A 26,168-nucleotide genomic window follows, 5' to 3' on the forward strand; every position below is an offset into this window, starting at 1 on the left:
GCACCGCGCGGCGGCGCCCGGGAGGGCAGCGCCGAGCACGGCGCACCCGGACGCCACCCGCACGTGAGAAGCCTGTGGGGCACGGACGCGCCGCCGGGTGTGGCGCAGCACTCATCCGTCACTGGGGTGTCCGGGCGGAACCGATCGTGCCGGGGGCTGCGTCTTGGGTGGCGTGCAGCGTCAAGGCTCCATCCGCGGCAGCGCCGCGTTCCACGTCCGCGTGACAGGGGGTGTCCTCCTCGTCGCCCACCTCGCGCTCGTCGCCTGGCTCACGCTGCGTCCGCTGGACGTCCCCTGGGTGACGCCCCCCAATCTGCGTCCGCTCGCCACCGTCCGGGCCGACCTGGCGCTGGGCTGGCCCGAGGCGGGCCGGCGCATCGGCGAGGGACTGGCGCTGCTCGCGCCGCTGGGCGTACTGCTGCCGATGACGCACGGCAGCCTCCATGTCTCCCCGGTCGGCTCCCTGATCCGCACGGTCGCCGCCGGCGCCCTGATCTCGCTGGGCATCACCCTGCTGCAGACCGGCGTGCCGGGCCGGGTGGTGGACGTCGACACGGTCCTGCTGAACACCGTGGGCGTGGCCCTCGCCCACCTCGCGGTCGTCCCCGCGGGCCGCTCCCGTCTCCGCCGCGGGGCGGAGCGCGGGGAGCGGACCGCCCCGCGCCAGGAGGAGCCGCCTCAGGGGCGCACCCCGACGATTCCCAGGGTCGGCCTCGCCCCGTGGAGCGACGCTCTGCCCCCTTCGTCTCCGTAGCGTGGAAGTCGGACGGGGCAGCCGACGAAAAGGCCCCGCACCGACAGACCACGAAGGAGTCGAGATGACCGCCCTCGCCCGCCCGACCCACGGCCGTGTGCTCGGCGGAGTGTGCGCTGCGCTGGCACGGCGCTTCGGCACCTCCGCGACGACGATGCGCGTGCTGTTCCTGCTGTCCTGCCTGCTGCCGGGCCCGCAGTTCCTGGTCTACATCGCGCTGTGGATCCTGCTGCCCTCCGAGGGGGCGGCCGGCGGCGCATGGTGAACGCCGCACACGCGGACACGACGGCACGGCTGGGGCGCACCCTGGAACCAGGAGGTGCGCCCCAGCCGTGCCGTCGTGTCCGCTGCGGGGGTCGGCGAGCGGCCCTGGGACTCAGCCCAGCGGCAGCCCGTTCAGCGGCAGGCCGTGGGTGGGGAGGCCCTGCAGCGGCAGGCCGCCGAGCAGGCCGCCGACCGGCTTGGTCGGGCCGTTCTGGAGCAGGCTCTGGGCGGCCGGCTGCGCGGCCGCGAGACCCGACTGCATCGCGGGCTTGGCCTGGTTCAGCGCCTGGCCGGCGCCGGGCAGCGACTTGGTGACGTTCTCCGTCGGGAGCGCCTTGCCGACGGTGCCGAGTGCCTGGCCGGCGTCCGGAACAGCCGGCGCGGCGTTCGCGGCGCCCGCGCCGGCGGCGGCGAAGGCGACGCCGAGGGCGGCGACACCGAGGGACTTGGCGGCAGACTGCTTCATGAAAACGCGTCCTTGGGTGGAAGACAGGGAACTGAGCGGTCCACGACCGTAAACACGCCGAGCCGTCCGCCGCAAACATCGAAATACCGACGGAATATGCGTCCCGGATGCGTTCCCGTATCCGCCGATCACTCGTCCGGGGAAGAGAAACCCCTGGTGGACACGGTCTGCTGAAACAGCCATTCGGATTTCAGCGCCGCGTATCCGGGCTTGATCACGTCATTGATCATCGCCAGTCGTTCATCGAAAGGGATGAATGCTGATTTCATCCCATTGACGGAGAACCATTGCATGTCGTCGAGCGTGTATCCGAATGCGTCGACCAGCCGCTCGAACTCCCGGCTCATGCTGGTGTGGGACATCAGACGATTGTCCGTATTGACAGTGGTCCTGAAGTGGAGCCGGCGCAGCAGCCCGATCGGATGCTCCGCGTACGAGGACGCCGCCCCGGTCTGGAGGTTGGAACTCGGGCACAGCTCCAGCGGGATGCGCTTGTCGCGGACGTAGGAGGCCAGCCGCCCCAGTTCGACCGTGCCGTCCTCGTGGACCGTGATGTCGTCGATGATGCGCACGCCGTGGCCCAGGCGGTCCGCGCCGCACCACTGGAGCGCCTGCCAGATGGACGGCAGCCCGAAGGCCTCGCCCGCGTGGATCGTGAAGTGGTTGTTCTCCCGCTTCAGATACTCGAAGGCGTCGAGGTGCCGGGTGGGCGGGTACCCGGCCTCGGCGCCCGCGATGTCGAAGCCCACCACGCCCGAGTCCCGGTAGCGGTTGGCGAGTTCGGCGATCTCCAGCGAGCGGGCCGCGTGCCGCATCGCGGTCAGCAGCACGCCGACCCGGATGCGGTGACCGTTCTCCAGGGCGGTCCGCTCGCCCTCGCGGAAGCCCTCGTTGACGGCCTCGACGACCTCCTCCAGGCTCAGCCCGCCCTCCAGGTGCTGCTCGGGGGCGTAGCGCACCTCGGCGTAGACGACGCCGTCCTCGGCGAGGTCCTCGGCGCACTCGCGGGCGACCCGGACGAGGGCGTCGCGGGTCTGCATCACGCCGACGGTGTGCGAGAACGTCTCCAAGTACCGTTCCAGTGAACCGGAGTCGGCGGCCTCGCGGAACCACAGGCCGAGCTTGTCCGGATCGGTCTCGGGGAGGTGCGCATAGCCCGAAGCGCGGGCCAGGTCGACGACGGTTCCCGGGCGGAGCCCGCCGTCGAGATGATCGTGGAGCAGAACCTTGGGCGCCCGGCGGATCTGGTCCGAGCTCGGGGTGTTCCCCTGGTGCGCAGCCTGGCTCGTCATTTCCGCACTGTAACTCCTACGCGCGTAGATCATCGTGTGTACACAACCGTCGATATGTAACGGTGACCGCCCGGACGGGTGGCGTACAGCGGCGCTTCTGACACTGTTCTGTCATGGCACACCAAGCGACGCCGGTTCGCACGGCCCGGCTGGGGAGGACGCTCGGCACGGAGCCGGCGGCGGTGGGCGGAGCGGTGCTGCTGCTCCCGGGCGCCCAGGAGGTGTCCACCCGCAGACCCTCGCCGGTGCTGACGGCCGCCTCGCTGCGCGCGCTGGGGCGACGGCTGGCCCGCGCCGGGCGCGAGGAGGGCCTGGCCGTGCACGTGGTGCACTACCGCTACCGCGGCTGGAACGGCGCCGAGGCGCACGCGGCCGCCGACGCCGCCTGGGCGGTCGAGGAGATCGTACGACGCTACGGGGACGTGCCGGTCTGCCTGGCCGGTCCCGGCATGGGCGGCCGGGCCGCACTGCACGCGGCCGGGCACGAGGCCGTCGACTCCGTGGTGGCCCTGGCCCCTTGGCTGCCCGAGGACGACATGGCGGCCTCCCCCGAACCGGTCAGGCAGCTCGCCGGGCGCCGCGTGCTGATCGTGCACGGCACGAACGACGAACGGACCGATCCCGAGTTGTCGTTCCGGTTCGCGGAGCGGGCGAAGAAGGCGAACCGGGACGTGTGCCGGTTCGAAGTGCACGCCGACGGGCACGGGTTGCGTCAGTACCGCGACGAAGTCCTCGCGCTCACTGCCGACTTCGTCATGGGCTCGCTGTTCGGGCGGGTGTTCTCACGCCCGGTGCAGGACGCGCTGGCGGCTCCGCCGCCGCTGGGGTTGCGGATGCCGCTGGCCGCCGGGTTCGGGAAGACACTGCGGCGGTAGGGCCGCCGGCTGCCGGTGGGGAGCAACTCGCTGCCGTCCGCGAGCAGTCCGCCGTCAGGTGGGCGGCGGCCCGCCCGCGGACGGAAGGCAACCCGCGCTCATGCGGGAAGCAGCCTGCCGCGTTTGGCGAGGAGGAACTTCTTGAACGCCGCCACCGGCGGTGTGTCCGGGTGCCCCTCCAGCCAGGCCACGCCGATCTCCCGCACGGCGCGCGGGGCCGTCACCGTCAGTTCGGCGACTCCGGGGCGGGGGAAGGCCGGCGGGGGCAGCAGGGCGACCCCGAGACCCGCCGCGACCAGACCGCGCAGGGTCTCGGCCTCCTCGCCCTCGAAGGCGACACGCGGCTTGAAGCCGGCCTCCCGGCACAGGGCGTCCGTGATGCGGCGCAGGCCGTAGCCGGGCTCCAGGGTCACGAAGGACTCCTCGGCGGCCTCGGCCAGGCGGATGCGGCGGCGGGCGGCGAGCCGGTGGTCGGCGGGGACGACCAGACGCAGCTTCTGCTCGTCTAGGCGGCGGGCGACCAGGTCGGGGGCGTCCGGCACGGGGGACGTGAGGCAGAGGTCGAGCTCGCCCGCCCGCAGTCCTTCCAGCATGGCCTCGCCGTAGTTCTGCACCAGGCTGAAGCGGACGCGGGGGTGGTCGGCGCGGAAGGCGTGGATGAGCCCGGGTACGGTCTCGGCGCCCATGGTGTGCAGGAAGCCGAAGGCGACCTTGCCGGTGGCCGGGTCGGCGTCCGCGCGCACCTCCTCGGCGGCGCGCTCGATCTCGGCGAGGGCGCGTTGCACGGAGGTGAGGAAGGTGCGGCCCGCGGGGGTCAGGGAGACCGTGCGGCCCCGGCGGGCGAACAGGTCGACACCGAGGTCCTGCTCCAGCCGGACCATGGCCCGCGAGAGCGTGGACTGCGGGACCCGCATCTCCTGCGCGGCCCGCGTGACGTGCTCGGTGCGGGCCACGCCGGCGAAGTGCGCGAGGCGGGGCGCCAGCGACGCGACGATGTCTTCTGTGTCACCGGTCTGTGACAGACGCGGCTGCGACCTCGGCTGATGCACCATGGGAACGATTATGCCGAGTCCGTGCATTGGACGGATGAGTGCGGGCCTTCCTACCGTCGACGCATGACTCCCGCCGATACCGGGGCGCCCGCCATCATGGGCGCCGTCGCCTCAGTCCCCGACTCCGACTCCCGTATGACCCCGGGCGGCCCCGGCTACCGCCGGATGAGCCTCGCCCTCTTCCTCGCGGGTGTCGCCACCTTCGCGCTGCTGTACTCCACTCAGGCCCTGCTGCCGCTGATCTCCGGCGAGTTCCACGTGGCGGCGGGCGACGCGAGCTGGACGGTGGCCGCCGCGACCGGCGGCCTGGCACTGTTCGTGCTCCCGGCGAGCGCCCTGTCGGAGCGTTTCGGACGGCGTACGGTCATGACGGCCTCGCTGGCGGTCGCGGTGGTCGTCGGGCTGCTGGTGCCGTTCGCGCCGTCGCTGGGCGCGCTGGTGGTGCTGCGGGCACTCCAGGGCGCGGCCCTCGCGGGGCTGCCCGCCTCGGCGCAGGCGTATCTGGCGGAGGAGGTCCGGCCGCGTGCTCTGATCACGGCGATCGGCCTGTTCGTGGCCGGCAACAGCGTGGGCGGCATGAGTGGCCGGGTCATCACCGGCTGGGTCGCCCAGGAGTGGGGCTGGCGGGTGGCCGTCGGGGTGATCGGAGTGATCGCGGTGGGCTGCGCGGTGGCCTTCCGCCTGCTGCTTCCGGCGCCGCGGCACTTCAGGGCGGGCTCGCTGCGCCCGCGGGTGCTGGCGCGCTCGGTCCGCGACCACCTCGCCGATCCACTGCTGCGCCGCCTGTACGCGATCGGCGCGCTGTTCATGACGGTGTTCGGCGGGGTCTACACGGCGATCGGCTACCGCCTGACCGAGGCGCCGTTCTCCCTGCCGCAGGGCATCGTCGGCTCGATCTTCCTGGTGTACCTGGTGGGCACGGTGTCCGCGTCGACGGCGGGGCGGCTGGTGGGCCGCCTGGGCCGCAGGGGCGCACTGTATCTGGCGGGCGCCACGACGGCGGCGGGTCTGCTGGTCTCCCTCGCGGACTCGGTCGCGCTGGTCCTGCTGGGCCTGGTCCTGATCACCGCGGGCTTCTTCGCCGGTCACGCGGTCGCCTCCTCGGCGGTCAGCCGGACGGCGACGCACGGCCGCGCGCAGGCCTCGGCGCTCTACCAGTCCGCCTACTACGTGGGCTCCAGCGTGGGCAGCACGGTGGGCGCCATGGCCTTCCACGCGCAGGGCTGGCCGGGCACGGTCGGGGTCGGCGTGCTGGCCGTCCTGGGCGTCGTGACGATCACTGCACTCGGCTCCCACGCGGCAAGGACCGCGGCACGCCGCGAGCCGGTACCGGCGTAACCGCGCGCCGAAGGCCGGACACCGGGCCGATGGCGGCCCTAGCCGTGGCTTCATGGCCGCGCACCCTCCCGACCTGCGGCTTCTTCCGCCCAGGAGTCGTTGTCAGTGGGCTGCGGTAGCTTCCGAAGTGCTGGGCGCGATGACGCGCACGGGCACAAACGGGACGGCCACGGGGGCGAGTGGACGATGGGAAACGGCACGACGGCGACGGCGGGTCTCGACGAGCGGCTGGAGGAGTGCCGGGTCGAGCTGACCGGTTACTGCTACCGCATGCTCGGCTCGTCCTTCGAGGCGGAGGACGCGGTCCAGGACACGCTCGTGCGGGCCTGGAGGAGCTACGACAAGTTCGAGGGGCGCTCCAGCCTGCGCTCGTGGCTCTACCGCATCGCGACGAACGTCTGCCTGGACATGCTGGCGGCGGGCAGCAAGCGGGCCCGGCCGATGGACCTGACCGAGTCCACGCCGCTGTCCCGAGCGGCGCTGTCCCCGAGTCCGGACCACACCTGGCTGGAGCCGATGCCGGACGCCCGGATACTGCCCCCGGTGGAGGATCCGGCGGAGGCGGCCGTCACCAAGGAGTCGGTGCGGCTCGCCTTCATGGCCGCGCTGCAGCAGCTTCCGCCCAAGCAGCGGGCCGTGCTGATCCTGCGCGAGGTGCTGGCCTGGCGGGCGAGCGAGGTCGCCGAGCTGCTGGGCACATCGGTCGCCTCGGTCAACAGCGCCCTGCAGCGCGCCCGCGCCACGCTGGCCGAGCGGGGCGACAGGGCCGCCGAGGCCGCCGTGTCGGACCCGCTGGACGAGGACCAGCAACGGCTCCTGGAGCGCTATGTGAAGGCGTTCGAGGGATACGACATGGCGGAGCTGACCGCGCTGCTCCACGAGGACGCGGTGATGACGATGCCGCCGTTCGACCTGTGGCTGACGGGCCCGTCGGACATCACGGGCTTCATGGCGACGCTGGGCGCGGCCTGCGCGGGCTCCCGGCTGCTGCCGGTGCGGGCCAACGGGCTGCCCGGCTTCGCCCAGTACAAGCCGGACCCGGAGAAGGGCGGCTTCAGCCCGTGGGCGGTGCAGGTCCTGGAGATGTCAGAGGGCCGGATCACCGGGTTCCACTGCTTCCTCGACACCCAGCGGTGGTTCCCGCTGTTCGGGCTGCCGCTCCACCTCGAAGGAGAGACCGACCAGGCCGAGTAGGGCGTCCAGCGCCGGATCCGGGTCGCGCAGCCGTATGCGGCCCCCGGCCCGCCGGGCGGTGAGCTGGAGCCGCGCCAGCAGGTCGACCACGCCGAGCCCCGGCGGTCCGAGCCCCCCGACGTCGCACACCATGACTCCGGCCCCGGTCCCCTCCAGCAGGGCCCGCAGGTCCGCGCACAGCCCCGCCACCTCCTCCCGGGTGACGGGCCCGGCGAGCACGAGCACGGCAGGTGTCCTGGCATCCACGGTCTGTAGACCGCGCCGCCGGCCACAACTCATCGCGAACCGGGAGCCGAAGGCCCACAGAAGATCACATTGACCTGGTCCACGCCCTCCCGGAGGGTGGCCGTGTGCCTCATGGATCAGCACCGCCCTGGATACGCGACGGCCCCCTGCCCGCGGAGGAGGCCGTGTGCGGGGGGTTGGCGGTCCTGCTGGCCTACGGCATCTCCCTGCGCGGCAGCGCGGCGCCCGGCCGGGGCAGCGACCGCCACCCGGTGCTGCTCGCCGTCGCCCTGAAGTCGGCGGGCCAGCCCCTGGCAGCCTGGGCCCTGGCGGCGGGCGTCTTCCACCTGAGCGGGGCACCTCTGCTGGACGTCGTGGTGGCCTCGGCCCTGCCCGCCGCACAGAACCTGTTCACCTGCGCGAGCCGCTACCGCGTCGGCGAGTCCCTGGCCCGCGAGTCCATCCTGCTGTCGACGATCCTGTCGGTTCCCACGCTGGTGGTGGTCGCGGCGCTGCTGGGGTGACGTCCGTCAGACGCAGGGGAACATGCCGGTGTCGAGAACCAGTTTGAACGGCTCGGGCAGCTTCAGCTCCTCGCCGTACTCGACTGACGCGAGTACCCGATACGCGCCCCCCTGCGGCTCACCGTAGAGCGTCGCCGTGGGACGACCCGAGTGCCAGGGATCCAGGAGAAGGTAGAAGGGCACGCCTCCCACGGCGTAACCGTGGGCTTTCTTGGTGCGGTCGTGATTGGCGTTGCTCCGGGACGTGACCTCGACAACCAGTTCCGCCTCGCCGACAGGCACCCGCGTTCCTCGGCGCAGGGCGACTCTCGGCACCACACACAGAACAGGGACGAACAAGCTGCCCGTCTCCGGGCACGTCAGCCCGAGCGTCTGATAGACACCCCAGTCGCAGTTGGGCGGAAGTGCGCCGTACAGGCGTTCGTGAAGCAGTTCCGCGGTGTCGTTGTGCTCTTCGGACGGCGGCGGTGACACGGTGACGATCCCCTCGATGATCTCCACCCTGCCGCCCTCGGGCCATTCCATCTCCTCCCAGAACCGGACGAGGTCGTCCCAGCCCTGCTCGGGGTCATGGCTGACGGTGAGTGCGCTCATGGCGGTCTCCTATCGGTGCGTCACCGATCCCAGCATGCCGAACGGGACCGGTGGAGGTCCACCGGTCCCGTTCACCCAGACGAAGAAGGCGCAGGTCAGGCGATGCGTTCCAGGACCACCGGCGAGGCGGTGAAGTCCGTGCCGGGCGCCGCGATGTCGTACGAGCCCTCGACCGACTCGAGCGCGTACTCGAAGCGCTCGGGGGTGTCGGTGTGGAGGGTCAGGAGGGGCTGGCCCTCGGTCACCCGGTCGCCGGGCTTGGCGTGCAGCTCGACGCCCGCGGCCGCCTGGACCGGGTCCTCCTTGCGGGCGCGGCCGGCGCCCAGGCGCCAGGCGGCGACACCGACGCCGTAGGCGTCGAGGCGGGTCAGGACGCCGGAGGACGGGGCCGTGATCACGTGCTGTTCGCGGGAGGTGGGCAGGGGGGCGTCGGGGTCGCCGCCCTGGGCCGCGATCATGCGGCGCCAGACGTCCATGGCGGAGCCGTCGGCCAGGGCCTTCGCCGGGTCCGCGTCCTTCAGGCCGGCCGCGTCGAGCATCTCGCGCGCCAGGGCCAGCGTCAGTTCGACCACGTCCGCGGGGCCGCCGCCGGCCAGGACCTCGACCGACTCGCGGACCTCCAGCGCGTTGCCCGCCGTCAGGCCGAGCGGGGTCGACATGTCGGTCAGGAGCGCGACGGTCCGCACGCCGTGGTCGGTGCCCAGGCCGACCATCGTGGAGGCCAGCTCACGGGCGTCGTCGAGGGTCTTCATGAAGGCGCCGGTGCCCACCTTCACGTCGAGGACCAGCGAGCCCGTGCCCTCGGCGATCTTCTTGGACATGATGGAGGAGGCGATCAGCGGGATCGCCTCGACCGTGCCGGTCACGTCGCGCAGGGCGTACAGCTTCTTGTCCGCCGGGGCCAGGCCGTCGCCCGCCGCGCAGATCACCGCGCCGACGCCGTCCAGCACGGACAGCATCTCCTCGTTGGACAGCAGCGCCCGCCAGCCGGGGATCGACTCCAGCTTGTCCAGCGTGCCGCCGGTGTGGCCGAGGCCGCGGCCCGAGAGCTGCGGAACGGCCGCGCCGCAGGCCGCGACCAGCGGGGCCAGCGGCAGCGTGATCTTGTCACCGACACCGCCCGTGGAGTGCTTGTCGGCGGTGGGGCGGGACAGCGAGGAGAAGTCCATGCGCTCGCCGGAGGCGATCATCGCGGCGGTCCAGCGGGCGATCTCCCCCCGGTTCATGCCGTTGAGGAGGATGGCCATCGCGAGCGCGGACATCTGCTCGTCGGCGACCTCCCCGCGGGTGTACGCGTCGATCACCCAGTCGATCTGCTCGTCGCTGAGTTCGCCGCGGTCCCGCTTGGTGCGGATGACGGAGATGGCGTCCATGGCCATGGGGTTCGGTTCCTTCCGGGGTGCGAAGGGGGCGGGCGGCTTCCCCGGCCCCGAGGGGGTTCGGGAAAGCCGCCCGGGTCCTACTTGGTGAGGTGGTCCGGCCCGAAGGCCTGCGGCAGCATCTCGGACAGCGTCAGGATTCCCGCCGGGGTCTCCAGGATCAGCTCCGGCCCGCCGAACTCGTACAGCAGCTGGCGGCAGCGCCCGCACGGGACGAGGATCTCGCCCTTGCCGTCCACGCACGTGAAGTGCGTCAGCCGGCCGCCCCCGGTGTTCGCGAGCTGCGAGACCAGACCGCACTCGGCGCACAGGCCGAGCCCGTAGGAGGCGTTCTCGACGTTGCAGCCGGTGACGATCCGGCCGTCGTCGGCGAGGGCGGCGGCGCCGACCGGGTAGTTCGAGTACGGGACGTACGCGCGGGTCATCGCCGCGCGCGCCTCCTGCCGCAGCCCCGCCCAGTCGACCGTCGTGTCCGCGCTCACTTGCCCTGTCCCTTCCGGTACGGCTGACCGTCCGCCTTCGGCATCCGCAGGTGCTGTGCCGACAGCGACAGCACCAGCAGGGTGACGATGTACGGCGTGGCGGTCACGACCTGCTTGGGCACCTCGTGGGTACCGAGGTACCAGGCGAACATCCCCGCCGAGACCACGGCGGTGACGAGGGCGGGCACCATCCTCTTCTTCCAGACCAGGTAGGCCGCGCCCAGCACCAGCAGGATCGCAAGCAGCAGGATCAGCGCGTGCACGTTGGTCGTGCCGCCGCGCAGGTTCAGGCTGTCGGTGTAGCCGAACAGGCCGGCACCGAGGGCGAGGCCGCCCGGCATCCAGTTGCCGAAGATCATCGCCGCGAGACCGATGTAACCGCGGCCGGCGGTCTGGCCGTCGAGGTAGACGTTCGAGGCCACGATGGACAGGAACGCGCCGCCCAGGCCGGCGAAGCCGCCGGAGATGATCACAGCGATGTACTTGTACTTGTAGACGTTGACGCCGAGCGACTCGGCGGCCACCGGGTTCTCGCCGCAGGAGCGCAGGCGCAGCCCGAAGGCGGTGCGCCACAGCACCCACCAGGACAGCGGCACCAGGGCGACCGCGATGACGGTCAGCGGCGACAGGCCGGTGATCAGACCGCCGAGCAGGCCGGCGACGTCGGAGACCAGGAACCAGTGCTTGCCGTTGAGGGTGTCCAGCCAGCCGGCCAGGCCCGGGATGTCGAAGGTGCCGAGCGAGTCGATCGGCGGGGACTGCTTGGAGGAGCCCTGCGGGACGCCCTCGAAGGTGAACTTCGACAGGTAGCGGGTGGTGCCGAGGGCCAGGATGTTGATCGCCACACCGGAGACGATGTGGTTGACGTTGAAGGTCACCGTGGCGATGGCGTGCAGGAGGGCGCCGAGCGCGCCGCCGATGATGCCGAAGACGACACCGGCCCACGGGCCCCACTGGTAGCCGGCCCAGGCGCCGAACCAGGTGCCGAGGATCATCATGCCCTCGAGGCCGATGTTGACGACGCCGGACCGCTCGGCCCACAGACCGCCGAGGCCGGCGAGGCCGATCGGGACGGCCAGGCGCAGCGCGGTGGACATCTGGCCGGTCGAGGTGATGCCGTTCGCGCCGGTGACGATGCGGACGAGCGAGGTCAGGACCAGCACACCGGCGATGATCAGCAGGAGTACCGGGAGGGAGACACGGCGGCTGCCCTTGCCGGGCTGTTTGGCCTGCGGCTTGGCGATGGTCGCGGTGGACATCAGGCCGCCACCTCCTTCTTCTGGACGTTGTTCTGGGCGGCGGCCGCGGCGAGCTCGGCGCCGACCTGCTTCTGCTGGCGGCGCAGGCCCCACTGGCGTACGGCCTCGTAGGAGATGACGACCGCGAAGACGATCAGGCCCTGCATGATCGTGGCGATCTCCTTCTCGTACGCCACCGGCATGGCGTAGTCGAGGGCGGGAGAGGCCTTGTCGAGGAAGGCGATCAGGAGGGCGGCGAAGGCGATGCCGACCGGGTTGTTGCGGCCGAGCAGGGCGATGGTGATGCCGGTGAAGCCGAGGCCGGTCGGGAAGCTCAGGCTGTAGGTGTGGGCGTCGCCGAGCAGCAGCGGCAGGCCGGACAGGCCCGCGACCGCGCCGGAGATCAGCATGGCGGTGAGCACCATCTTCTTGGCGTCCACGCCGGAGGCGGCGGCGGCGCTCTCCGACTCGCCGGTGGCGCGCAGGTCGAAGCCGAAGCGGGTGCGGTTGAGGACGATCCAGTAGACGACGCCCATGGCGACGGCGAGGAAGACCAGGCCGTAGATCTGGCCGACGTCCGAGCCGAGGTCGATGCCCGAGACCCAGCCGGACTCCTTCATGATGCCGGTCGTCATGTTGTTGCCGACCTGCACGCCCCACATGTCGGTCAGGGTGAGGTAGCCGATGAGGCTGGTGGCGATGGCGTTGAGCATGATCGTGGCGACGACCTCGCTCACGCCCCGGGTGACCTTCAGCAGACCCGCGATGCCGGCCCAGAAGGCGCCGGTGAGCATGCCGACGAGCAGCAGCGTCGGTATCTGCAGGAAGGACGGCAGGGCCAGGTGGGCGCCGACGACGGCGGTCATCATCGCGGCGAGCCGGTACTGGCCGTCGACGCCGATGTTGAACAGGTTCATGCGGAAGCCGACGGCCACCGCGAGCGCCGCCAGGTAGTACATCGACGCCTGGTTGATGATCAGCACCTGGACGTCGGAGTACGACGCCTGCTCGAGCATCAGCGTGTACGGCTCGATCGGGCTCTTGCCGGAGGCGATCAGCACGACCGAGGTCAGCAGGATCGCCGCGACGAGCGCGATGACCGGGCCGGCCACCGCGAGGAGCACGCGCTCCTTGTCGAACTTCTTCATCGGGCCTCGTCCTCCGGACCGGCGTCTTCCGCGGTGGTTTCGGTGTCTTCCAGGTGGCCGGACGCGGCACCCGTCATGGCCGAGCCCAGCTGCTCGGGGGTGATGGTGGCGGGGTCGGCGTCGGCGACCAGGCGGCCGTTGTAGATCACCCGCAGGGTGTCGGACAGACCGATCAACTCGTCCAGGTCGGCGGAGATCAGCAGCACGGCCAGGCCCTCGCGGCGGGCCTCACGGATGTGGTCCCAGATCGCGGCCTGCGCGCCGACGTCCACACCGCGGGTGGGGTGGGCGGCGATCAGGAACTTGGGGCTGTGACTCATCTCACGGCCGACGATCAGCTTCTGCTGGTTGCCGCCGGACAGGGAGGCGGCGGTGACGTCGATGCCGGGGGTGCGGACGTCGTACTCCTCGACGATCCGGCGGGTGTCCTCCTGGGCGCCCTTGGGGTCGAGCCAGAAGCCCTTGGCGTTGGGGCGCTCGGTGACGTGGCCGAGGATGCGGTTCTCCCACAGCGGGGCCTCCAGCAGGAGCCCGTGCCGGTGGCGGTCCTCGGGGATGTAGCCGACGCCGGACTCGCGGCGGCGGCGGGTGGGCCAGGAGGTGACGTCCTCGTTCCCGAGGGTGATCGTGCCGGAGTCGGCGGACTTCAGGCCGATGAGGGCCTCGATCAGCTCGGTCTGGCCGTTGCCCTCCACACCCGCGAGGCCGAGGACCTCGCCGGCGCGGATGGTGAAGCTGATGTCGTCGAGGACGGCCCGGCCGCCCTCGGCCTCCAGTCGCAGCTTGTCGACGGTGAGGACCGCGCGGTCGGTGACCGTGGACTCGGAGGTCTCCGGGGTGGGCAGTTCGCTGCCGACCATCATCTCGGCGAGCTGGCGCGAGGTGGTCTCGGCGGGGACGGCCGTGCCCACGGTGGTGCCGCGGCGGATGACGGTGATGTCGTCCGCGACCGACAGGACCTCGCCGAGCTTGTGGGAGATGAAGATGACCGACAGGCCCTCGGCCTTGAGCTCGCGCAGGTTGTCGAAGAGCGCGTCGACCTCCTGCGGGACGAGCACGGCGGTCGGCTCGTCGAGAATGAGGGTGCGGGCGCCGCGGTAGAGGACCTTGAGGATCTCCACGCGCTGGCGGTCGGCGACGCCGAGGTTCTCGACCAGGGCGTCGGGGCGGACGCCGAGGCCGTAGCGGTCGGAGATCTCCTTGATCTTCCTGCGGGCGCCGCCGCCGATGCCGTACAGCTTCTCGCTGCCGAGGGCGACGTTCTCCAGCACGGTCAGGTTGTCGGCCAGCATGAAGTGCTGGTGGACCATGCCGATGCCGCGGGCGATGGCGTCGGCGGGGCTGCCGAAGCTCACCTGCTCGCCGTCGATCGCGATGGTGCCCTCGTCCGGCTTCTGCATGCCGTAGAGGATCTTCATCAGGGTGGACTTGCCGGCACCGTTCTCGCCGACGAGGGCGTGTACGGTTCCCTTACGGACCGTCAGGTGGATGTCGTGGTTGGCCACGACTCCGGGGAACCGTTTGGTGATGCCCGCGAGCTCTACCGCGATGGTCGGCTGGGCGGTGAGCGGAGGGCTGCTGGACGCGTCGATGGCGACTCTCCTTGGGGAAAGGGGCCGCTCTACGCGCGTAGCGCCCCTGCTTTAAATAGTGCCCGGACCCGATCGACCTTGACTTGTCCTCGATCCGTTCCGAGCATTCTGCCGCGTGAACGGGGTGTGAGTCGCTGTGCGCTTCCACACCCCGTTCCGCCGCCGTGACGCTGCCGCCGCAGCGTCATTCAGGCCATCCCTACGAGGGGCCCGCGGTCGTTCGGTCAGGAGTCCTTGACCGTGATCGAGCCGCTCTTGATGGCTTCCTCGGCCTTCTTGATCGCCTTCTGGAGGTCGGCGTTCTTCTTGAAGACGGGGTTGGAGTCGGAGAGGCTCACACCGCCGGTGGCCAGGCTGGCGCGCACCTCACCGGTCTCGGGCTTGCCGTCCTTGACGGACTTGGCCAGGTTGTAGACCGCGCCGGAGACGTCCTTCATGGCCGAGGTGAGGATCGAGTCCTTGTACTTGGCCAGCGCGCCCTGCTTGTACTGGTCGGAGTCGACGCCGATGGCCCAGATCTTGTGCTCGGAGGCGGCCTTGATCACGCCCTGGCCGGACAGACCCGCGGCGGCGTAGACGACGTCGGCACCGGCGTCGATCTGGCCGTTGGCGGCGTTCTCACCCTTGTCGGGGCTGGAGAAGCCGCCCTCCTGCGCGGTCTGCGTCAGGTACTGCGACTTGACCGTGACACCCTTCTTGGTGTCCGCCACGCCCTGCTTGAAGCCCGCCTCGAACTTGTGGATCAGCGGAACGTCCACGCCGCCGATGAAACCGACGGTGTTCGTCTTGGTCGTCTTGGCGGCGGCGACACCGGCCAGGTAGGAGGCCTGCTCCTCGTGGAAGACCAGGTCCGTGACGTTGCTCGCGGAGATCTGGTTGTCGTCGACGATGCCGAAGGTGGTCTTCGGGAACTTGGCGGCGGCGGCCTTGACGGCCGGGGCGTAGGCGAAGCCGACGCCGATCACCGGGTTGTAGCCCTGCTTGGCGAGGGTCTCCAGGCGCTGTACCTTGTCCGCGTCCGACTCGCCGTCCTGCGGCTCGACAGCCGTGCTCTTGTAACCGAACTCCTGGTCGGCCTTGTCCATGCCGGCCGTCGCGGCGTCGTTGAAGGACTGGTCACCCTTGCCGCCGACGTCGTAGGCGAGGGCGAGACCGAGGCTCTTGTCGCCACCGGACGACGAGCTGGACGAGCTGCTGCCACATGCGGAAACAGTGACGGCGAGGGCTGCGGTTGCGACACTTGCAACCGCTATACGGGACACCCGGCGCATGGAACGAGACTCCTTCGTGCAAGCGCCCATACCAGGCGCTGGTTCCGCCGCAGCGTAACGCGCGTAGACATGGCGGAAAACCTTCCTTGCCAGAGTGTTATCCGACCGTTTTGATCCTTCGGTTCCAATCTGGCCCGGCGCGGGTCCGCCAGACCGGGAACGCCTACGGTCCCCGAGCCGACGGCCAGGGGCGCCCCGGCACGGCGGGCAGGGGCGCCGCACACCGGCACCGGGACGCGGGAAGGCCCCGGACCGGTACGGTCCGGGGCCTTCCCGTCGGTGTTCCGGGCCCGACGGCGCGGTCACTGCGTGTTGACGGTGACCTTGCCGTCGATGATGTCCTGCTTGGCCTTGTCGACGGCGGCGACGACGTCCTTCATGGCCTGGTACTTCGGGTTGGAGTCGGCGAAGCCCACGCCGCCCGACTTCAGGTCGCCGCGCACCTCGCCGTTCAGCGGCTTGCCGTCGACGACGGACTTGGTCAGCTCGTAGACCGCGCCGCCGACGTTCTTCAGGGCCGAGCCGAGGATCCACTCCTTGTACTTGGCCAGGGAGCTCTGCTGGTACTGGTCGGAGTCGACGCCGATCGCCCACACCTTGTGCGCGGCGGCGGACTTGATGACGCCCTGGCCGGACAGGCCGGCCGCGTGGTAGATGACGTCGGCGCCGGCGTCGATCTGGCCGTTGGTGGCGCTCTCGCCCTTGTCGGGGCTGGAGAAGCCGCCCTCCTGCGGGGTCTGCGTCAGGTACTGCTTCTCGATCTTGATCTTCGGGTTGACCGACTGGGCGCCCTGGACGAAGCCCGCCTCAAACTTGTGGATGAGCGGGATGTCCACACCGCCGATGAACCCGATGTGGTTCTTCTTGGTGGTCTTGGCGGCGGCGACACCGGCGAGGTAGGAGGCCTGCTCCTCATGGAAGACCATGTCGGCGACGTTGTCGGCCTTGACGGTCTCGTCGTCGATGATGCCGAAGGTCGTCTTCGGGAACTTGGCGGAGACCGTCTTGACCGCCGGGCCGTACACGAAGCCGACCCCGATGATCGGGTTGTAACCGGCCTTGGCGAGCTGTTCGAGGCGCTGGATCTTGTCGGCGTCGGACTCGCTGTCGTTCGGGTCGACGTCGCGGCCGCCGATCTTGAACTCGCTCTCGGCCTTCTGGAAACCGGCGAAAGCGGCGTCGTTGAAGGACTGGTCGCCCTTGCCGCCGATGTCGTACGCCAGGCCTATGCCCTTGCCCGAGTACGCGCCGGACGTGTCGGAACCGCCGCCGCCGGACGAGTCGTTGCTGGACTTGCCGCACCCGGCGGCCGCGAGAGCGATGACCGCTACGGTCACCGCGGCTCGGGAGAACCTGGTCCTCGATGAGTTCAGACGCACAGCAAGCACCCCTTCTTGCCCACGGCACCGTCGCCGGCCCGCTTTCCCCATGAGCCGCCTCTGGTGGCGATTCCGGCGCACAGTAACGCGCGTAGAGGCGGAGGGAAACGGGGTTGATCCCGGCCGTTACCGAACCGTGCCGACAGCGGGTGGTTCGCGGGTCCCGGGACGGGGACGGGTGACAGGGCCGGAGGAAGGGGCACCTTCCGGGCGCCCCTTCGCCGGCTGGATCAGTGCGTCGGGTGCAGCAGGGCGGCGGCCGTGAACAGTTCCACGCCCACCCTGATGGCGGACTCGTCGGCGTCGAAGTCCCCCTGGTGCAGGTCGCGCACGGTCCGCTCGCCCGGGGTGCGCACCCCGAGCCGGGCCATCGCGCCGGGCACGTGCTCCAGGTACCAGGAGAAGTCCTCGCCGCCGAGGCTCTGCTCGGTGTCCTCCACGGTGGCGGCGCCGCGCCGGGCGGTCATCGCCTCGCGCAGCAGTTCGGTCACCACCGGTTCGTTGACGACCGGCGGCACCCCGCGCACGTAGTTGATCTCGGACTTGGCCTTGTGCAGGTTGGCGACCTCGTCGATCGCGGCGACCACGATGTCCGGCGCCTGCCGCCAGGCGCGGATGTCCAGGCAGCGGACCGTTCCGGCGAGTTCGGCGTGCTGCGGGACCACGTTCGGGGCGTGCCCGGACTCGATCCGCCCCCAGGTCACGGCGAGCCCGGCGCGGGTGTCGACCCGCCGGCCGACGAGCGCGGGCACGTCGGTGACCACCCGGGCGGCGGCGGTGACGAGGTCCGTGGTCAGGTGCGGTCGCGCGGTGTGCCCGCCGGGGCCGTCCAGCATGACCTCCAGCCGGTCGCAGGCGGAGGTGATGGGTCCCTGGCGCAGTCCGATCCGGCCGGCGTCGACCCGGGGGTCGCAGTGCACGGCGACGATCCGGCTCACTCCGTCCAGCGCGCCGCTCTTGATGACCTCGGCGGCGCCGCCGGGCAGCACCTCCTCCGCGGGCTGGAAGATCAGCCGCACGGGCCGGGGCAGCAGCCCCCGCCGGTGCAGGTCCGCGAGGACCAGTCCGGTGCCGAGGACGACGGAGGTGTGCACGTCGTGCCCGCAGGCGTGGGCGCGGTCGGGCACGGTGGAGCGGTACGGGCTCTCGCTCTTGGTGTCGGGGATGGGCAGGGCGTCGATGTCGGCGCGCAGGGCGAGCACACCCGGCCCCCCGCCTCCGGGATCGCCCCCGATGTCGCAGACGAGCCCGGTGCCGGCCGGCAGGACCCGCGGCGCGAGCCCGTCCTTCTCCAGCCGCTCCTTGATCGCGGCGGTGGTACGGAACTCCTGGTTGCCGAGCTCGGGGTGCATGTGCAGGTCGCGCCGGAACGCGACGAGCTCGGCGTACAGCGCCTCCGGCAGCGTGCCGGGAAGGGCGGCTTCCGCCGTGGCATCAGCGGGGAGATCGGCCTCGGACTCTGGGGACATCAGTTGCTTCACCCTCTGAAGGGTAGGACGCCGGGGTGGTCAACTGACCCTCGATCAACAAAAGTTCAATCCGTTAGGGGAAGGAAAAGAGACCGCCCGGCGCATACGTATCGACTGGGATGGGTAAACTCGCCCGCCTTCGCCGGCCGAGCGGATCACGGAGCTCCGGGGAGAGTGGCTCACGTCACGCCCCTGGCACCCCGCCCCATTTGTTCTTTTCTCCACGCATACCACGTCCCACGGCAAGCACGCCCGCGATGTTCACCTGGCGGACGGCCGTCCGTGCGGCTCCCGTCGCCTCCAGGACCCCTCGGAGCCGCCCGGGAAGGCCCCGGAGGGCCGTTTCAGCCGGCCTGGGCCGTACGGGCGAGGCGATGCACGTCACGTGCGGTGCCGGTCACACCGGAGAGGAAGCCCTGGGCCCGCGGGGAGGCGTGCGCCGTCAGCCAGCTCGGGTCGATGTCGCAGACCGTGACGCGCACCTCCGTGCCGGCCAGGGCGAGCGGCAGGGTGTGGACGACGGTGGAGGGGAAGCTGAGGATCGTACGGCCGATCGGGCCCCGGCGGGCGATCAGCTCCAGCGGAAGTTCGGGACGGACGACCTGCAGACCCGTCTCCACGGCCAGCCGGTGCAGCTTCTCGGTGCTCTCGCGCCGGTGGGCGAAGTAGCGGACCGCCCCGTGCGCCTTGGCCAGGACCCGTACGGCGTCCACGTACCGGTCGGCGTCGACGACGCCCGTCTCCACCAGGGACGTGCCGACCAGGTCGGCGCCCGCGGTGACGGTGGGCGGGCCGAAGCGGGCGCGGGTCCAGGCGAAGCGGTTCGCGGTGACGGTCACGCCCCGCGGGGTCTCGTCGATCGGCATGGACGAGAACACCTCCACCCTGCGGCGCTCCCCGCGAGGGGTGAGCCGACGCCGGGCGACGGCCGACACCGGGCCGAGGACGAGGTCCCGCGGGCCGCGGCGGCCGCCCTTGCGGTGCCAGCGCACCAGCCGCTCGCCGCGGGCGAGCTGGCCGACGAACTCCATCGTGGCCGTGCCGTCGTCGACGACCACGAGCTCCCGCGCCCGGGTGATCGTCAGCAGCAGCTGCACATACCGGGAGAACGGGTCCCCCATCACGACCCGCTCGGCGCGCCGGAGCGGTCCGGCGAGGCCGCCGATGGTCCGCAGCGGCGCCCCGGCTCCGCCGCGCGCCTCCTCCCAGCGCACCTCGTGGCCCTCGTCCCGGGCGAGCTGGGCCATCCGCCGCAGCTGGCCGCGGCTCATCGGGTCGGTCGGCGACAGTACGACGAGGGTGAGCCCCGACTCCGGGCGGGCGCCGGAAGCGGTCCCGCCCGGATCGGGGGCACGGTCGGTCGTGCGACCGCGGGCGTGAGCCCACTCCAGCACGTTCAGCAGTTGTACCGGGCTCTCGACGAAGGCGAGGGTGTGGGGGCTCATCGGCGCGGGACCGTCCGTGGTAAGGGGCTGGGGCTCACACCGCGACCGGCTCGCCCGCGGCGGCGGCGATCTCCGCCTCGGCGACGACGCCGTTGACGCGGCGCAGCTTCTTCATCGGGCCGCGCTCGGAGTCGTAGACCTTCTTCACGCCGTCACCGAGGGAGGCCTCGATGGTGCGGATGTCGCGGACCAGGCGCTGCAGGCCCTGCGGCTCGACGGAGGCGGCCTGGTCGGAGCCCCACATGGCGCGGTCCAGGGTGATGTGGCGCTCGACGAAGACGGCGCCAAGGGCGACCGCGGCCAGCGTGGTCTGCAGGCCCGTCTCGTGGCCGGAGTAGCCGATCGGGACGTTCGGGTACTCCTTCTCCAGGGTGTTGATCACGCGCAGGTTCAGCTCCTCGGCCTTCGCCGGGTACGTCGACGTGGCGTGGCACAGCAGGATGTTGTCCGAGCCCAGCACCTCCACCGCGTGGCGTATCTGCTTCGGCGTGGACATGCCGGTGGAGAGGATGATCGTGCGGCCGGTGGCGCGCAGGGCGCGCAGCAGCTCGTCGTCGGTCAGGGACGCGGAGGCCACCTTGTGGGCGGGCACGTCGAACTTCTCCAGGAAGGCGACGGCCTCGGTGTCCCACGGGGAGGCGAACCAGGCGATGCCCTTCTCCCGGCAGTACTCGTCGATCTGGCGGTACTCGTCCTCACCGAACTCCACGCGGTGGCGGTAGTCGATGTAGGTCATCCGGCCCCAGGGGGTGTCGCGCTCGATGTCCCACTGGTCGCGCGGGGTGCAGATCTCGGGCGTGCGCTTCTGGAACTTGACGGCGTCGCAGCCGGCCTCGGCGGCGGCGTCGATCAGCTTGAAGGCGTTCTCGATGTCGCCGTTGTGGTTGATGCCGATCTCGCCGGTGACGTAGACCGGGCGGCCGGGGCCGGCCTCACGCGAACCGAGGGTGCGGATGCGGGAGTTGGTGCTCATGGCAGGAGATGTCCTTACTTGGTGAGGGAATCGAGAGAGGGGCCGAGGATCCAGCTGGCGATCTCTCGGATCGCGCCGTCGCCACCGGGGACGGTGGTGACCGCGCGTGCGGCGCCGCGTACGACGTCGTGGGCGCTCGCGACCGCCACGGGCCATCCCACGAGGGAGAAGCACGGGAGGTCGTTGACGTCGTTGCCGACGTAGAGCACGCGCTCGGGCGCGATGCCCTGCTCCTCGCACCACTGCTTCAGTGCGAGGTCCTTGCGATCGATGCCGTGCAGCACCGGAAGCCTGAGCTTGCGGGCGCGGGCGGCGACGACCGGGTTCTGCTCCGTGGACAGGATCAGCATGCTCAGGCCGCTGTCGCGCAGCGCCGCGATGCCGAGGCCGTCCCCGCGGTGCACGGAGACGAACTCCCGTCCGTCGGAGTCGATCAGCACCCTGTCGTCGGTCTGGGTGCCGTCGAAGTCGAGTACGACCGCGTCCACGTCGGCGGCGGTCGGCAGCGCGCCCGGCCGGCCGGCGTCGAACAGCGGGGCCAGCGCCCGCGCCCGCGCCAGGTCGTGCGGGTCGTCGATCTCCAGCACCTGCGCCGGGTCGGTGCGGACCAGTTCGGTACGGCCGAAGAAGCGGTGCCGGTGCGTGCGGAACCCGGACGCCGCCATGGCGTAGGCGGCGCCGGTCTCCAGCAGGTCCTGGGGGCGGTCCTGGCGGCGCGGGCGGAAGGACTTGTCGTGGTTGACGCCGTAACCGCCCTCGGTGGCCTCGTCCGACGGCGTGCCGTCGGTGACCGGGTCGTCGGCGGCGTCGCGCCAGACGAAGCCGTGGAAGGGCGCCACGGTCACCGCGGTGTCGGCGCCGTCCTCGACGACCGCGCCCGCGACCCCGTCGACGTCCTCGCTCGTCAGGAACGGGCTGGTGCACTGCACGAGCAGCACCACGTCCACCGGGGCGCCGTGCAGTGCCTCGTGCGCGTCCATGGCGTGCAGCACGGCGGCCTCGGAGGTGGCGGTGTCACCGGCGATGGCGGCGGGCCGCAGCACCACCTCGGCGCCGGCCTGGCGGGCGGCGGCCGCGATGGCCTGGTCGTCGGTGGAGACCACCACGTCGGTCACCAGGCGGGCCGCCCGGCACTCGCGCACGGCACGGGCGACCAGCGGGACTCCGCCGACGGGGGCGAGGTTCTTCGCGGGTACGCCCTTGGAGCCGCCGCGCGCGGGTATCACCGCGAGCACGCGGCGCGCCGGGGCGCCGGGGCCCGCGTCCGGGTGGACGTCGGTCATGGGCTGCACTCCTTGGGGTGGGATGCGGTCGCTCACAGCTCCCCCATCCGCCGGATCACGGGCGCCACGCGCTGCACGCCGTGGCGGTAGGCGCCACGGGCGGCGTGGCGGAAGATCCGGCGCACCGGGCCGGGCGCCCGGTCGGCGGTGGGCGCGCCCGGCAACGGACCGCCGTCGGGGGCGAGATGGTGGCGGGCGAGGACGCCGGGCAGATAGCCGGGGGCGGTGACGGGCGTGTAGTAGGGCTTCAGCGGGGGGAGTTCACCGGCGCCGAGCAGTTCGTCGACGCGGTGGCGGGCCCTGTCGAAGGCCGCCTCGTACGTGCCTCCGGTGGCGACGCCCTGGCGGGCCACCCACCACGGGTCCGGTTCGGGCTCGTACCCGTCGTCGAGCTGGTCCCAGGAGGCCAGGCAGCCGGAGCCAACGAAGTGGTGGTTGCCGTACGCCTCCCGCACTCCGAGGTCGGTCAGGACGACGGTGGGGATGCGCCGGTGAAGGGATTCCAGGGCGGCCGTCGAACTCACCGTGACCAGCAGGTCGGTGCGGTCCAGGACCTCGCCCATGTTCCCGTACACCAGCCGCAGGTTGGCGGGCAGGTCCTTGCGCTGGGCCAGCTTCTGGTACGGCAGTTCCTCGATGTGCGTGGTGTGCTCGCCCGGCTTGGAGCGGAGCTTGAGCAGCACCTCGCGCCCGGGGTGCCGGCGGGCGTGCCGGATCAGCCGGTCCAGCAGGTAGGCGCGGTCCTGGCGGCTCTGCGGCACGGAGGGCTGCGCGGCGAAGACGACCGTGTAGGGGTCGCCCTCCTTCCGGTCCGGGGAGTGCGCGGCGCCGCCGAGGAACGGCAGCGCCACCTCGGTCACCGACGAGGCGTCGGCGCCCACGCCCTCGTACACGGCCCGGAAACGTTCCGCGTCCTGACGGGAGTTGGCGAGGACGAGGTCGGCACCGTGCCGCAGCAGCAGACCGTCGGTGAGCTTCTCGTAGACGACGCCGACGTAGCCGGTGACGACCACGGGCCGCTCGGTGCGTCCCTGCCAGGCGTGCGCCAGTCCGTGCAGCATGGCCTGGACCCCGCCGCCGACGAGGGCGAGCACGAGGACGTCGTACGGCTCCCGCGCCATCTCGCGCAGGAACTCGGCGGCGGTGACCTCGCTCAGACGGTCCGCGCGGACGCCGACCTCCTCGAGCTGGCGGGCGGTGGGGGTGGCACGGCCCCGCAGCAGATAGCCGTCGAGGCGGATGTCCGGTTCACCCGAGTCGGGGGAAACACCGGCGGAAACCAAGCGGTTCGCCGTGAGCGCACCCCATTTCCACCGGGTGTCGGAATCCGCGAGAACGGCTACTCGCCGGGTCTTCTTCGCACTGGCTGGCACGCCGAAGACCGTAGGAAGGCATTTCTAGGAACCGCCCAACCCGAACGCAACAAAGGGTTAACAGCACATCGCCGAATGGCGAACCAGGCCGTCGGCGGCCCGAAACAGCGGCTGGTTCACGGCGCCGCCACACGTCGTTCACCCAAGCTCAAGGTGGTGGTAAAGACGGAGGGAGGGGCCGCGCCCTAACGTCACCTGCGTGGTCAAGCTCTCCGTCATCGTGCCGTTCTACAACGTCCGGCAATACGCGTCCGACACTTTGAAGAGCCTGCGCGCGAACGCCCGCGAGGACTTCGAATTCATTCTCGTGGACGACTGCTCGCGCGACGAGACGCCGGACATTCTCGCCCGCGCGGAACGCGAGTTGCCGGGGGCGGTGTACGTCAGACACGAGAAGAACGGCGGGCTCGCGACCGCGCGCAACACCGGCATCGACCGGGCGCGCGGCGAGTACCTGACCTTCCTGGACGGCGACGACTGGCTGGCCCCCGGCCACTACCCGCGGCTGGTCGCCGCGATCGAGGACCTGGGCTGCGACTTCGTCCGGACCGACCATGTGCAGTGCACCGCGCGGGCCCGCACGATCCAGCGTGTCCCGCACGGCCGGCGGGGCGAGGTGATGGACCCGCGGCGGGCGATCCTGCCCGCCGACCGCACCACCTCCGTGGACTACCCCTACGCCTGGGCGGGCGTCTACCACCGCCGGCTGGTCGACCGGGGGCTGCTGCACTTCACCGACGGTCTGCGCACCGCCGAGGACCGGCCGTGGATCTGGCGGCTGCACCGGGAGGCGGAGTCCTTCGCCGTGGTGGGTCTGCTGGGCGTCTTCTACCGGCGCGGGGTGGCCGGTTCCCTCACGCAGATCGGCGATGTGCGCCAGCTCGACTTCATCCGCGCCTTCGACCAGGTGATCGAGGAGACCGCGGCCGACCCCGAGGCCGACCGGCTGCTGCCGAAGGCGGTGCGCACCTACTGCGCGATCATCGCCCACCATCTGTCGGAGATCGACAAGTTCGAGCCGTCGGTGGCCAGGCAGCTGCGGACCATGAGCGCCGCGGCGATCAAGCGGCTGCCGCAGGAGCTGCTCACCGACGTCCTCGACACCATGGACCTGAACCGTTCGTCCAGGCTGCGCCGACTGCGCCGCCGGGTCTCCGCAGCGAAGGCGGCCTCCTGATGCCCCGCACCACGCAGATCTTCTGCGCCTCGACGCTGTACGGCGCCGCCACCCTGGCCGCCGCGATCGAGTCCGACTGCTTCCCTGAGGCGGACCGGCGCCTGCTGCTGGTGTGCAACAACGCCGCGACGCCGGAGATCACCCCGGCCGTCGACGAGATGCCGGGCTTCGAACCGCTGCGGGAGCACTTCGACGGCGTGCTGTCCTGGAACGAGGCCATCAGCCCCTTCCACCCGGGGGCCTGGTCGCCGCGCCCCGACGACTTCCCGCTGTTCGAGCGCCATCTGCGGCTGCTGTGGGACCTGGGCGACGACCGCGTGGCCCTGGTGATGGAGTCCCTCCAGGTCAACCCGGCGCTGGCCATCGCCCAGTCGTTCGCCGAGGCGCCCATCGACGTCTACGCCGACGGGCTGATGAGCTACGGCCCCACGCGCAACAAGATCGACCCGCTGGTCGGCACGCGCGTACGGCGGCTGCTCCACCTGGACCTGGTCCCCGGCCTGACCCCGCTGCTGCTGACCGAGTTCGACGTGCCGGCGCAGGCCGTGGCGACCGACGCGTTCATGAAGGTGCTGAGCCGGATCGGCGACGCCGTGCCGCGGCTTCCGCCGCTCCCCGAGCACGCCGCCGTCCTGCTCGGCCAGTACCTGTCCGCGCTGGACATCCTCTCCGTCGAGGAGGAGGAGGACCTGCACGTGCGGATGCTGCGGGGCGCGGTGGCCCGCGGGCACCGCTCGGTCGTCTTCAAGCCGCACCCGACCGCTCCGGCCCGCTACAGCCGGGCGCTGGAGACCGAGGCCGAACGGCTCGGCGCGGACCTCACCGTCCTCGACCTGCCCGTCCTCGCCGAGGTGCTGTTCGAGAAGGCCCGGCCCGCGCTGGTGGTCGGATGCTTCTCGACCGCGCTGTTCACCGCCTCCGCGTTCCACGGCCTGCCGGTCGCCCGGGTGGGGACGGGTCTCCTCCTGGACCGCCTGACCCCGTACCAGAACAGCAACCGCGTCCCCGTCGTGCTGGCCGACGCGCTGCTGCCGGACCTGGCGGAACTGCCGGACCTGGCGGACGGGAAGGAGGACGGCCAGGGGGAGGCCGCTCTCTCCGCCGACCTGCTGACCGGCCTTGTCACCACCGTCGGCTTCGTCATGCAGCCGCAGATCCACCCGGGTCTGCGCCCGGCAGCCGAGCGCTTCCTCTCCCAGCACTTCGGACCGCGCATCCAGCGGTACTTCAAGCGCCGCCGCCTCACCTCGCTGGGCCTGCCGGGCGGCATCCCGGAGCGGCTGGCGTTCCTGCCCCGCAGCGCCACGGCGCGCCGGGTGGTCCGGCGGGCGCGCGCCTTGAAGAAGAAGCTCTGAGGAGGCGGCCTTCCGGCGTCTCCGAA

24 protein-coding genes and 1 pseudogene are annotated in these 26,168 nt (G+C 71.4%); 8 read left to right on the plus strand and 17 right to left on the minus strand.

All coding sequences use genetic code 11. The annotated features are described in order from the left end of the window. Window positions 1–172 precede the first annotated feature (172 nt). Both ACIP4X_RS08715 and ACIP4X_RS08720 read left to right on the plus strand, forming a co-directional pair. Window positions 173–754 carry a VanZ family protein gene (locus ACIP4X_RS08715; protein ID WP_358735957.1) on the plus strand — a complete coding sequence of 194 codons (582 nt, stop codon included), beginning with the start codon at window positions 173–175 and terminating at the stop codon, window positions 752–754. A 64-nt stretch (window positions 755–818) separates the two neighbouring features. Then, complete coding sequence (locus tag ACIP4X_RS08720) at window positions 819–1,019, plus strand: PspC domain-containing protein (protein WP_358735955.1); 201 nt, start codon at window positions 819–821, stop codon at window positions 1,017–1,019. 111 nt (window positions 1,020–1,130) lie between these two features. On the opposite strand, the gene ACIP4X_RS08725 is transcribed toward ACIP4X_RS08720, so the two are convergent. Both ACIP4X_RS08725 and ACIP4X_RS08730 read right to left on the minus strand, forming a co-directional pair. Beyond that, window positions 1,131–1,484: an ATP-binding protein gene (locus tag ACIP4X_RS08725; protein ID WP_358735953.1), complete on the minus strand. Its 354-nt coding sequence runs from the start codon at window positions 1,482–1,484 to the stop codon at window positions 1,131–1,133. A gap of 128 nt (window positions 1,485–1,612) precedes the next feature. After that, window positions 1,613–2,776, minus strand: coding sequence for an adenosine deaminase (locus ACIP4X_RS08730; protein ID WP_391456199.1), 1,164 nt, complete (start codon window positions 2,774–2,776; stop codon window positions 1,613–1,615). Window positions 2,777–2,889: 113 nt separating this feature from the next. On the opposite strand from ACIP4X_RS08730, the gene ACIP4X_RS08735 reads away from it, so the two are divergent. Continuing rightward, window positions 2,890–3,651: an alpha/beta hydrolase gene (locus tag ACIP4X_RS08735; RefSeq protein WP_358735949.1), complete on the plus strand. Its 762-nt coding sequence runs from the start codon at window positions 2,890–2,892 to the stop codon at window positions 3,649–3,651. A gap of 98 nt (window positions 3,652–3,749) precedes the next feature. Here the strand turns inward: ACIP4X_RS08735 and ACIP4X_RS08740 are convergent, their stop codons facing one another. Further along, a complete protein-coding gene (locus ACIP4X_RS08740) occupies window positions 3,750–4,703 on the minus strand; it encodes a LysR substrate-binding domain-containing protein (protein ID WP_391456197.1) in 954 nt (317 codons plus the stop codon). Window positions 4,704–4,766: 63 nt separating this feature from the next. On the opposite strand from ACIP4X_RS08740, the gene ACIP4X_RS08745 reads away from it, so the two are divergent. Then, window positions 4,767–6,041 carry an MFS transporter gene (locus ACIP4X_RS08745; RefSeq protein ID WP_391456195.1) on the plus strand — a complete coding sequence of 425 codons (1,275 nt, stop codon included), beginning with the start codon at window positions 4,767–4,769 and terminating at the stop codon, window positions 6,039–6,041. Between the two features lie 186 nt (window positions 6,042–6,227). Beyond that, complete coding sequence (locus tag ACIP4X_RS08750) at window positions 6,228–7,235, plus strand: RNA polymerase subunit sigma-70 (RefSeq protein WP_391456193.1); 1,008 nt, start codon at window positions 6,228–6,230, stop codon at window positions 7,233–7,235. On the opposite strand, the gene ACIP4X_RS08755 is transcribed toward ACIP4X_RS08750, so the two are convergent. Next, on the minus strand, window positions 7,128–7,514 hold the full coding sequence (locus ACIP4X_RS08755) for an STAS domain-containing protein (RefSeq protein WP_391456191.1): 387 nt from the start codon (window positions 7,512–7,514) through the stop codon (window positions 7,128–7,130). The genes ACIP4X_RS08750 and ACIP4X_RS08755 overlap by 108 nt on opposite strands. A 146-nt stretch (window positions 7,515–7,660) precedes the next feature. On the opposite strand from ACIP4X_RS08755, the pseudogene ACIP4X_RS08760 reads away from it, so the two are divergent. Further along, window positions 7,661–7,984 (plus strand): annotated as a pseudogene (locus ACIP4X_RS08760) (AEC family transporter); the annotation flags it as partial. A gap of 6 nt (window positions 7,985–7,990) precedes the next feature. On the opposite strand, the gene ACIP4X_RS08765 reads toward ACIP4X_RS08760, so the two are convergent. From ACIP4X_RS08765 to ACIP4X_RS08825, 13 genes are all read right to left on the minus strand, one after another. Further along, window positions 7,991–8,578: a Uma2 family endonuclease gene (locus ACIP4X_RS08765; RefSeq protein ID WP_391456189.1), complete on the minus strand. Its 588-nt coding sequence runs from the start codon at window positions 8,576–8,578 to the stop codon at window positions 7,991–7,993. Between the two features lie 95 nt (window positions 8,579–8,673). Beyond that, a complete protein-coding gene (locus ACIP4X_RS08770) occupies window positions 8,674–9,957 on the minus strand; it encodes a thymidine phosphorylase (protein ID WP_358735939.1) in 1,284 nt (427 codons plus the stop codon). Window positions 9,958–10,037: 80 nt separating this feature from the next. Further along, window positions 10,038–10,439 (minus strand): cytidine deaminase, encoded by a 402-nt coding sequence (locus tag ACIP4X_RS08775; protein WP_358735938.1) that lies wholly within the window; start codon window positions 10,437–10,439, stop codon window positions 10,038–10,040. Further along, window positions 10,436–11,698 carry an ABC transporter permease gene (locus ACIP4X_RS08780; RefSeq protein WP_358735936.1) on the minus strand — a complete coding sequence of 421 codons (1,263 nt, stop codon included), beginning with the start codon at window positions 11,696–11,698 and terminating at the stop codon, window positions 10,436–10,438. Before ACIP4X_RS08780 ends, ACIP4X_RS08775 begins: the two co-directional genes overlap by 4 nt. Beyond that, window positions 11,698–12,825, minus strand: coding sequence for an ABC transporter permease (locus ACIP4X_RS08785; protein WP_358735935.1), 1,128 nt, complete (start codon window positions 12,823–12,825; stop codon window positions 11,698–11,700). Before ACIP4X_RS08785 ends, ACIP4X_RS08780 begins: the two co-directional genes overlap by 1 nt. Beyond that, window positions 12,822–14,417 (minus strand): ABC transporter ATP-binding protein, encoded by a 1,596-nt coding sequence (locus tag ACIP4X_RS08790; RefSeq protein ID WP_358736031.1) that lies wholly within the window; start codon window positions 14,415–14,417, stop codon window positions 12,822–12,824. Before ACIP4X_RS08790 ends, ACIP4X_RS08785 begins: the two co-directional genes overlap by 4 nt. Before the next feature lie 224 nt (window positions 14,418–14,641). Then, window positions 14,642–15,688, minus strand: coding sequence for a BMP family ABC transporter substrate-binding protein (locus ACIP4X_RS08795; protein WP_358735933.1), 1,047 nt, complete (start codon window positions 15,686–15,688; stop codon window positions 14,642–14,644). A 302-nt stretch (window positions 15,689–15,990) separates the two neighbouring features. Beyond that, a complete protein-coding gene (locus ACIP4X_RS08800) occupies window positions 15,991–17,025 on the minus strand; it encodes a BMP family ABC transporter substrate-binding protein (RefSeq protein WP_358735931.1) in 1,035 nt (344 codons plus the stop codon). 272 nt (window positions 17,026–17,297) lie between these two features. Next, window positions 17,298–18,536 carry an amidohydrolase gene (locus ACIP4X_RS08805; RefSeq protein ID WP_401347762.1) on the minus strand — a complete coding sequence of 413 codons (1,239 nt, stop codon included), beginning with the start codon at window positions 18,534–18,536 and terminating at the stop codon, window positions 17,298–17,300. 344 nt (window positions 18,537–18,880) lie between these two features. Further along, on the minus strand, window positions 18,881–19,981 hold the full coding sequence (locus ACIP4X_RS08810; protein ID WP_358735929.1) for a hypothetical protein: 1,101 nt from the start codon (window positions 19,979–19,981) through the stop codon (window positions 18,881–18,883). Between the two features lie 34 nt (window positions 19,982–20,015). Beyond that, window positions 20,016–20,954, minus strand: a complete 939-nt coding sequence (locus tag ACIP4X_RS08815) for an N-acetylneuraminate synthase family protein (protein ID WP_358735927.1) — start codon at window positions 20,952–20,954, stop codon at window positions 20,016–20,018. 14 nt (window positions 20,955–20,968) lie between these two features. Then, the gene (locus tag ACIP4X_RS08820) at window positions 20,969–22,237 is read right to left on the minus strand and encodes a cytidylyltransferase domain-containing protein (protein WP_401347452.1); all 1,269 of its coding nucleotides are present in this window, start codon (window positions 22,235–22,237) and stop codon (window positions 20,969–20,971) included. Window positions 22,238–22,269: 32 nt separating this feature from the next. After that, a complete protein-coding gene (locus ACIP4X_RS08825) occupies window positions 22,270–23,610 on the minus strand; it encodes a DUF6716 putative glycosyltransferase (protein ID WP_358735924.1) in 1,341 nt (446 codons plus the stop codon). A gap of 199 nt (window positions 23,611–23,809) precedes the next feature. Between ACIP4X_RS08825 and ACIP4X_RS08830 the strand changes: the two genes are divergently transcribed. Continuing rightward, a complete protein-coding gene (locus ACIP4X_RS08830) occupies window positions 23,810–24,787 on the plus strand; it encodes a glycosyltransferase family 2 protein (protein WP_358735922.1) in 978 nt (325 codons plus the stop codon). Continuing rightward, complete coding sequence (locus ACIP4X_RS08835) at window positions 24,787–26,142, plus strand: alpha-2,8-polysialyltransferase family protein (RefSeq protein ID WP_401347454.1); 1,356 nt, start codon at window positions 24,787–24,789, stop codon at window positions 26,140–26,142. Before ACIP4X_RS08830 ends, ACIP4X_RS08835 begins: the two co-directional genes overlap by 1 nt. The last annotated feature ends 26 nt before the right edge of the window (window positions 26,143–26,168 follow it).

This window comes from Streptomyces sp. NPDC088817, assembly GCF_044750345.1.
Taxonomy (GTDB): Bacteria; Actinomycetota; Actinomycetes; order Streptomycetales; family Streptomycetaceae; genus Streptomyces.

Excerpts from the sequence above, each read along its gene's own strand:
- ACIP4X_RS08770 (WP_358735939.1), bottom strand. The coding sequence starts at position 9,957 with ATGGCCATGGACGCCATCTCCGTCATCCGCACCAAGCGGGACCGCGGC.
- ACIP4X_RS08835 (WP_401347454.1), top strand. The coding sequence starts at position 24,787 with ATGCCCCGCACCACGCAGATCTTCTGCGCCTCGACGCTGTACGGCGCC.
- ACIP4X_RS08730 (WP_391456199.1), bottom strand. The coding sequence starts at position 2,776 with ATGACGAGCCAGGCTGCGCACCAGGGGAACACCCCGAGCTCGGACCAG.
- ACIP4X_RS08745 (WP_391456195.1), top strand. The coding sequence starts at position 4,767 with ATGACTCCCGCCGATACCGGGGCGCCCGCCATCATGGGCGCCGTCGCC.
- ACIP4X_RS08750 (WP_391456193.1), top strand. The coding sequence starts at position 6,228 with ATGGGAAACGGCACGACGGCGACGGCGGGTCTCGACGAGCGGCTGGAG.
- ACIP4X_RS08720 (WP_358735955.1), top strand. The coding sequence starts at position 819 with ATGACCGCCCTCGCCCGCCCGACCCACGGCCGTGTGCTCGGCGGAGTG.
- ACIP4X_RS08815 (WP_358735927.1), bottom strand. The coding sequence starts at position 20,954 with ATGAGCACCAACTCCCGCATCCGCACCCTCGGTTCGCGTGAGGCCGGC.
- ACIP4X_RS08725 (WP_358735953.1), bottom strand. The coding sequence starts at position 1,484 with ATGAAGCAGTCTGCCGCCAAGTCCCTCGGTGTCGCCGCCCTCGGCGTC.
- ACIP4X_RS08810 (WP_358735929.1), bottom strand. The coding sequence starts at position 19,981 with ATGAGCCCCCACACCCTCGCCTTCGTCGAGAGCCCGGTACAACTGCTG.
- ACIP4X_RS08805 (WP_401347762.1), bottom strand. The coding sequence starts at position 18,536 with ATGTCCCCAGAGTCCGAGGCCGATCTCCCCGCTGATGCCACGGCGGAA.
- ACIP4X_RS08785 (WP_358735935.1), bottom strand. The coding sequence starts at position 12,825 with ATGAAGAAGTTCGACAAGGAGCGCGTGCTCCTCGCGGTGGCCGGCCCG.
- ACIP4X_RS08740 (WP_391456197.1), bottom strand. The coding sequence starts at position 4,703 with ATGGTGCATCAGCCGAGGTCGCAGCCGCGTCTGTCACAGACCGGTGAC.
- ACIP4X_RS08780 (WP_358735936.1), bottom strand. The coding sequence starts at position 11,698 with ATGTCCACCGCGACCATCGCCAAGCCGCAGGCCAAACAGCCCGGCAAG.
- ACIP4X_RS08755 (WP_391456191.1), bottom strand. The coding sequence starts at position 7,514 with ATGAGTTGTGGCCGGCGGCGCGGTCTACAGACCGTGGATGCCAGGACA.
- ACIP4X_RS08735 (WP_358735949.1), top strand. The coding sequence starts at position 2,890 with ATGGCACACCAAGCGACGCCGGTTCGCACGGCCCGGCTGGGGAGGACG.
- ACIP4X_RS08795 (WP_358735933.1), bottom strand. The coding sequence starts at position 15,688 with ATGCGCCGGGTGTCCCGTATAGCGGTTGCAAGTGTCGCAACCGCAGCC.
- ACIP4X_RS08820 (WP_401347452.1), bottom strand. The coding sequence starts at position 22,237 with ATGACCGACGTCCACCCGGACGCGGGCCCCGGCGCCCCGGCGCGCCGC.
- ACIP4X_RS08765 (WP_391456189.1), bottom strand. The coding sequence starts at position 8,578 with ATGAGCGCACTCACCGTCAGCCATGACCCCGAGCAGGGCTGGGACGAC.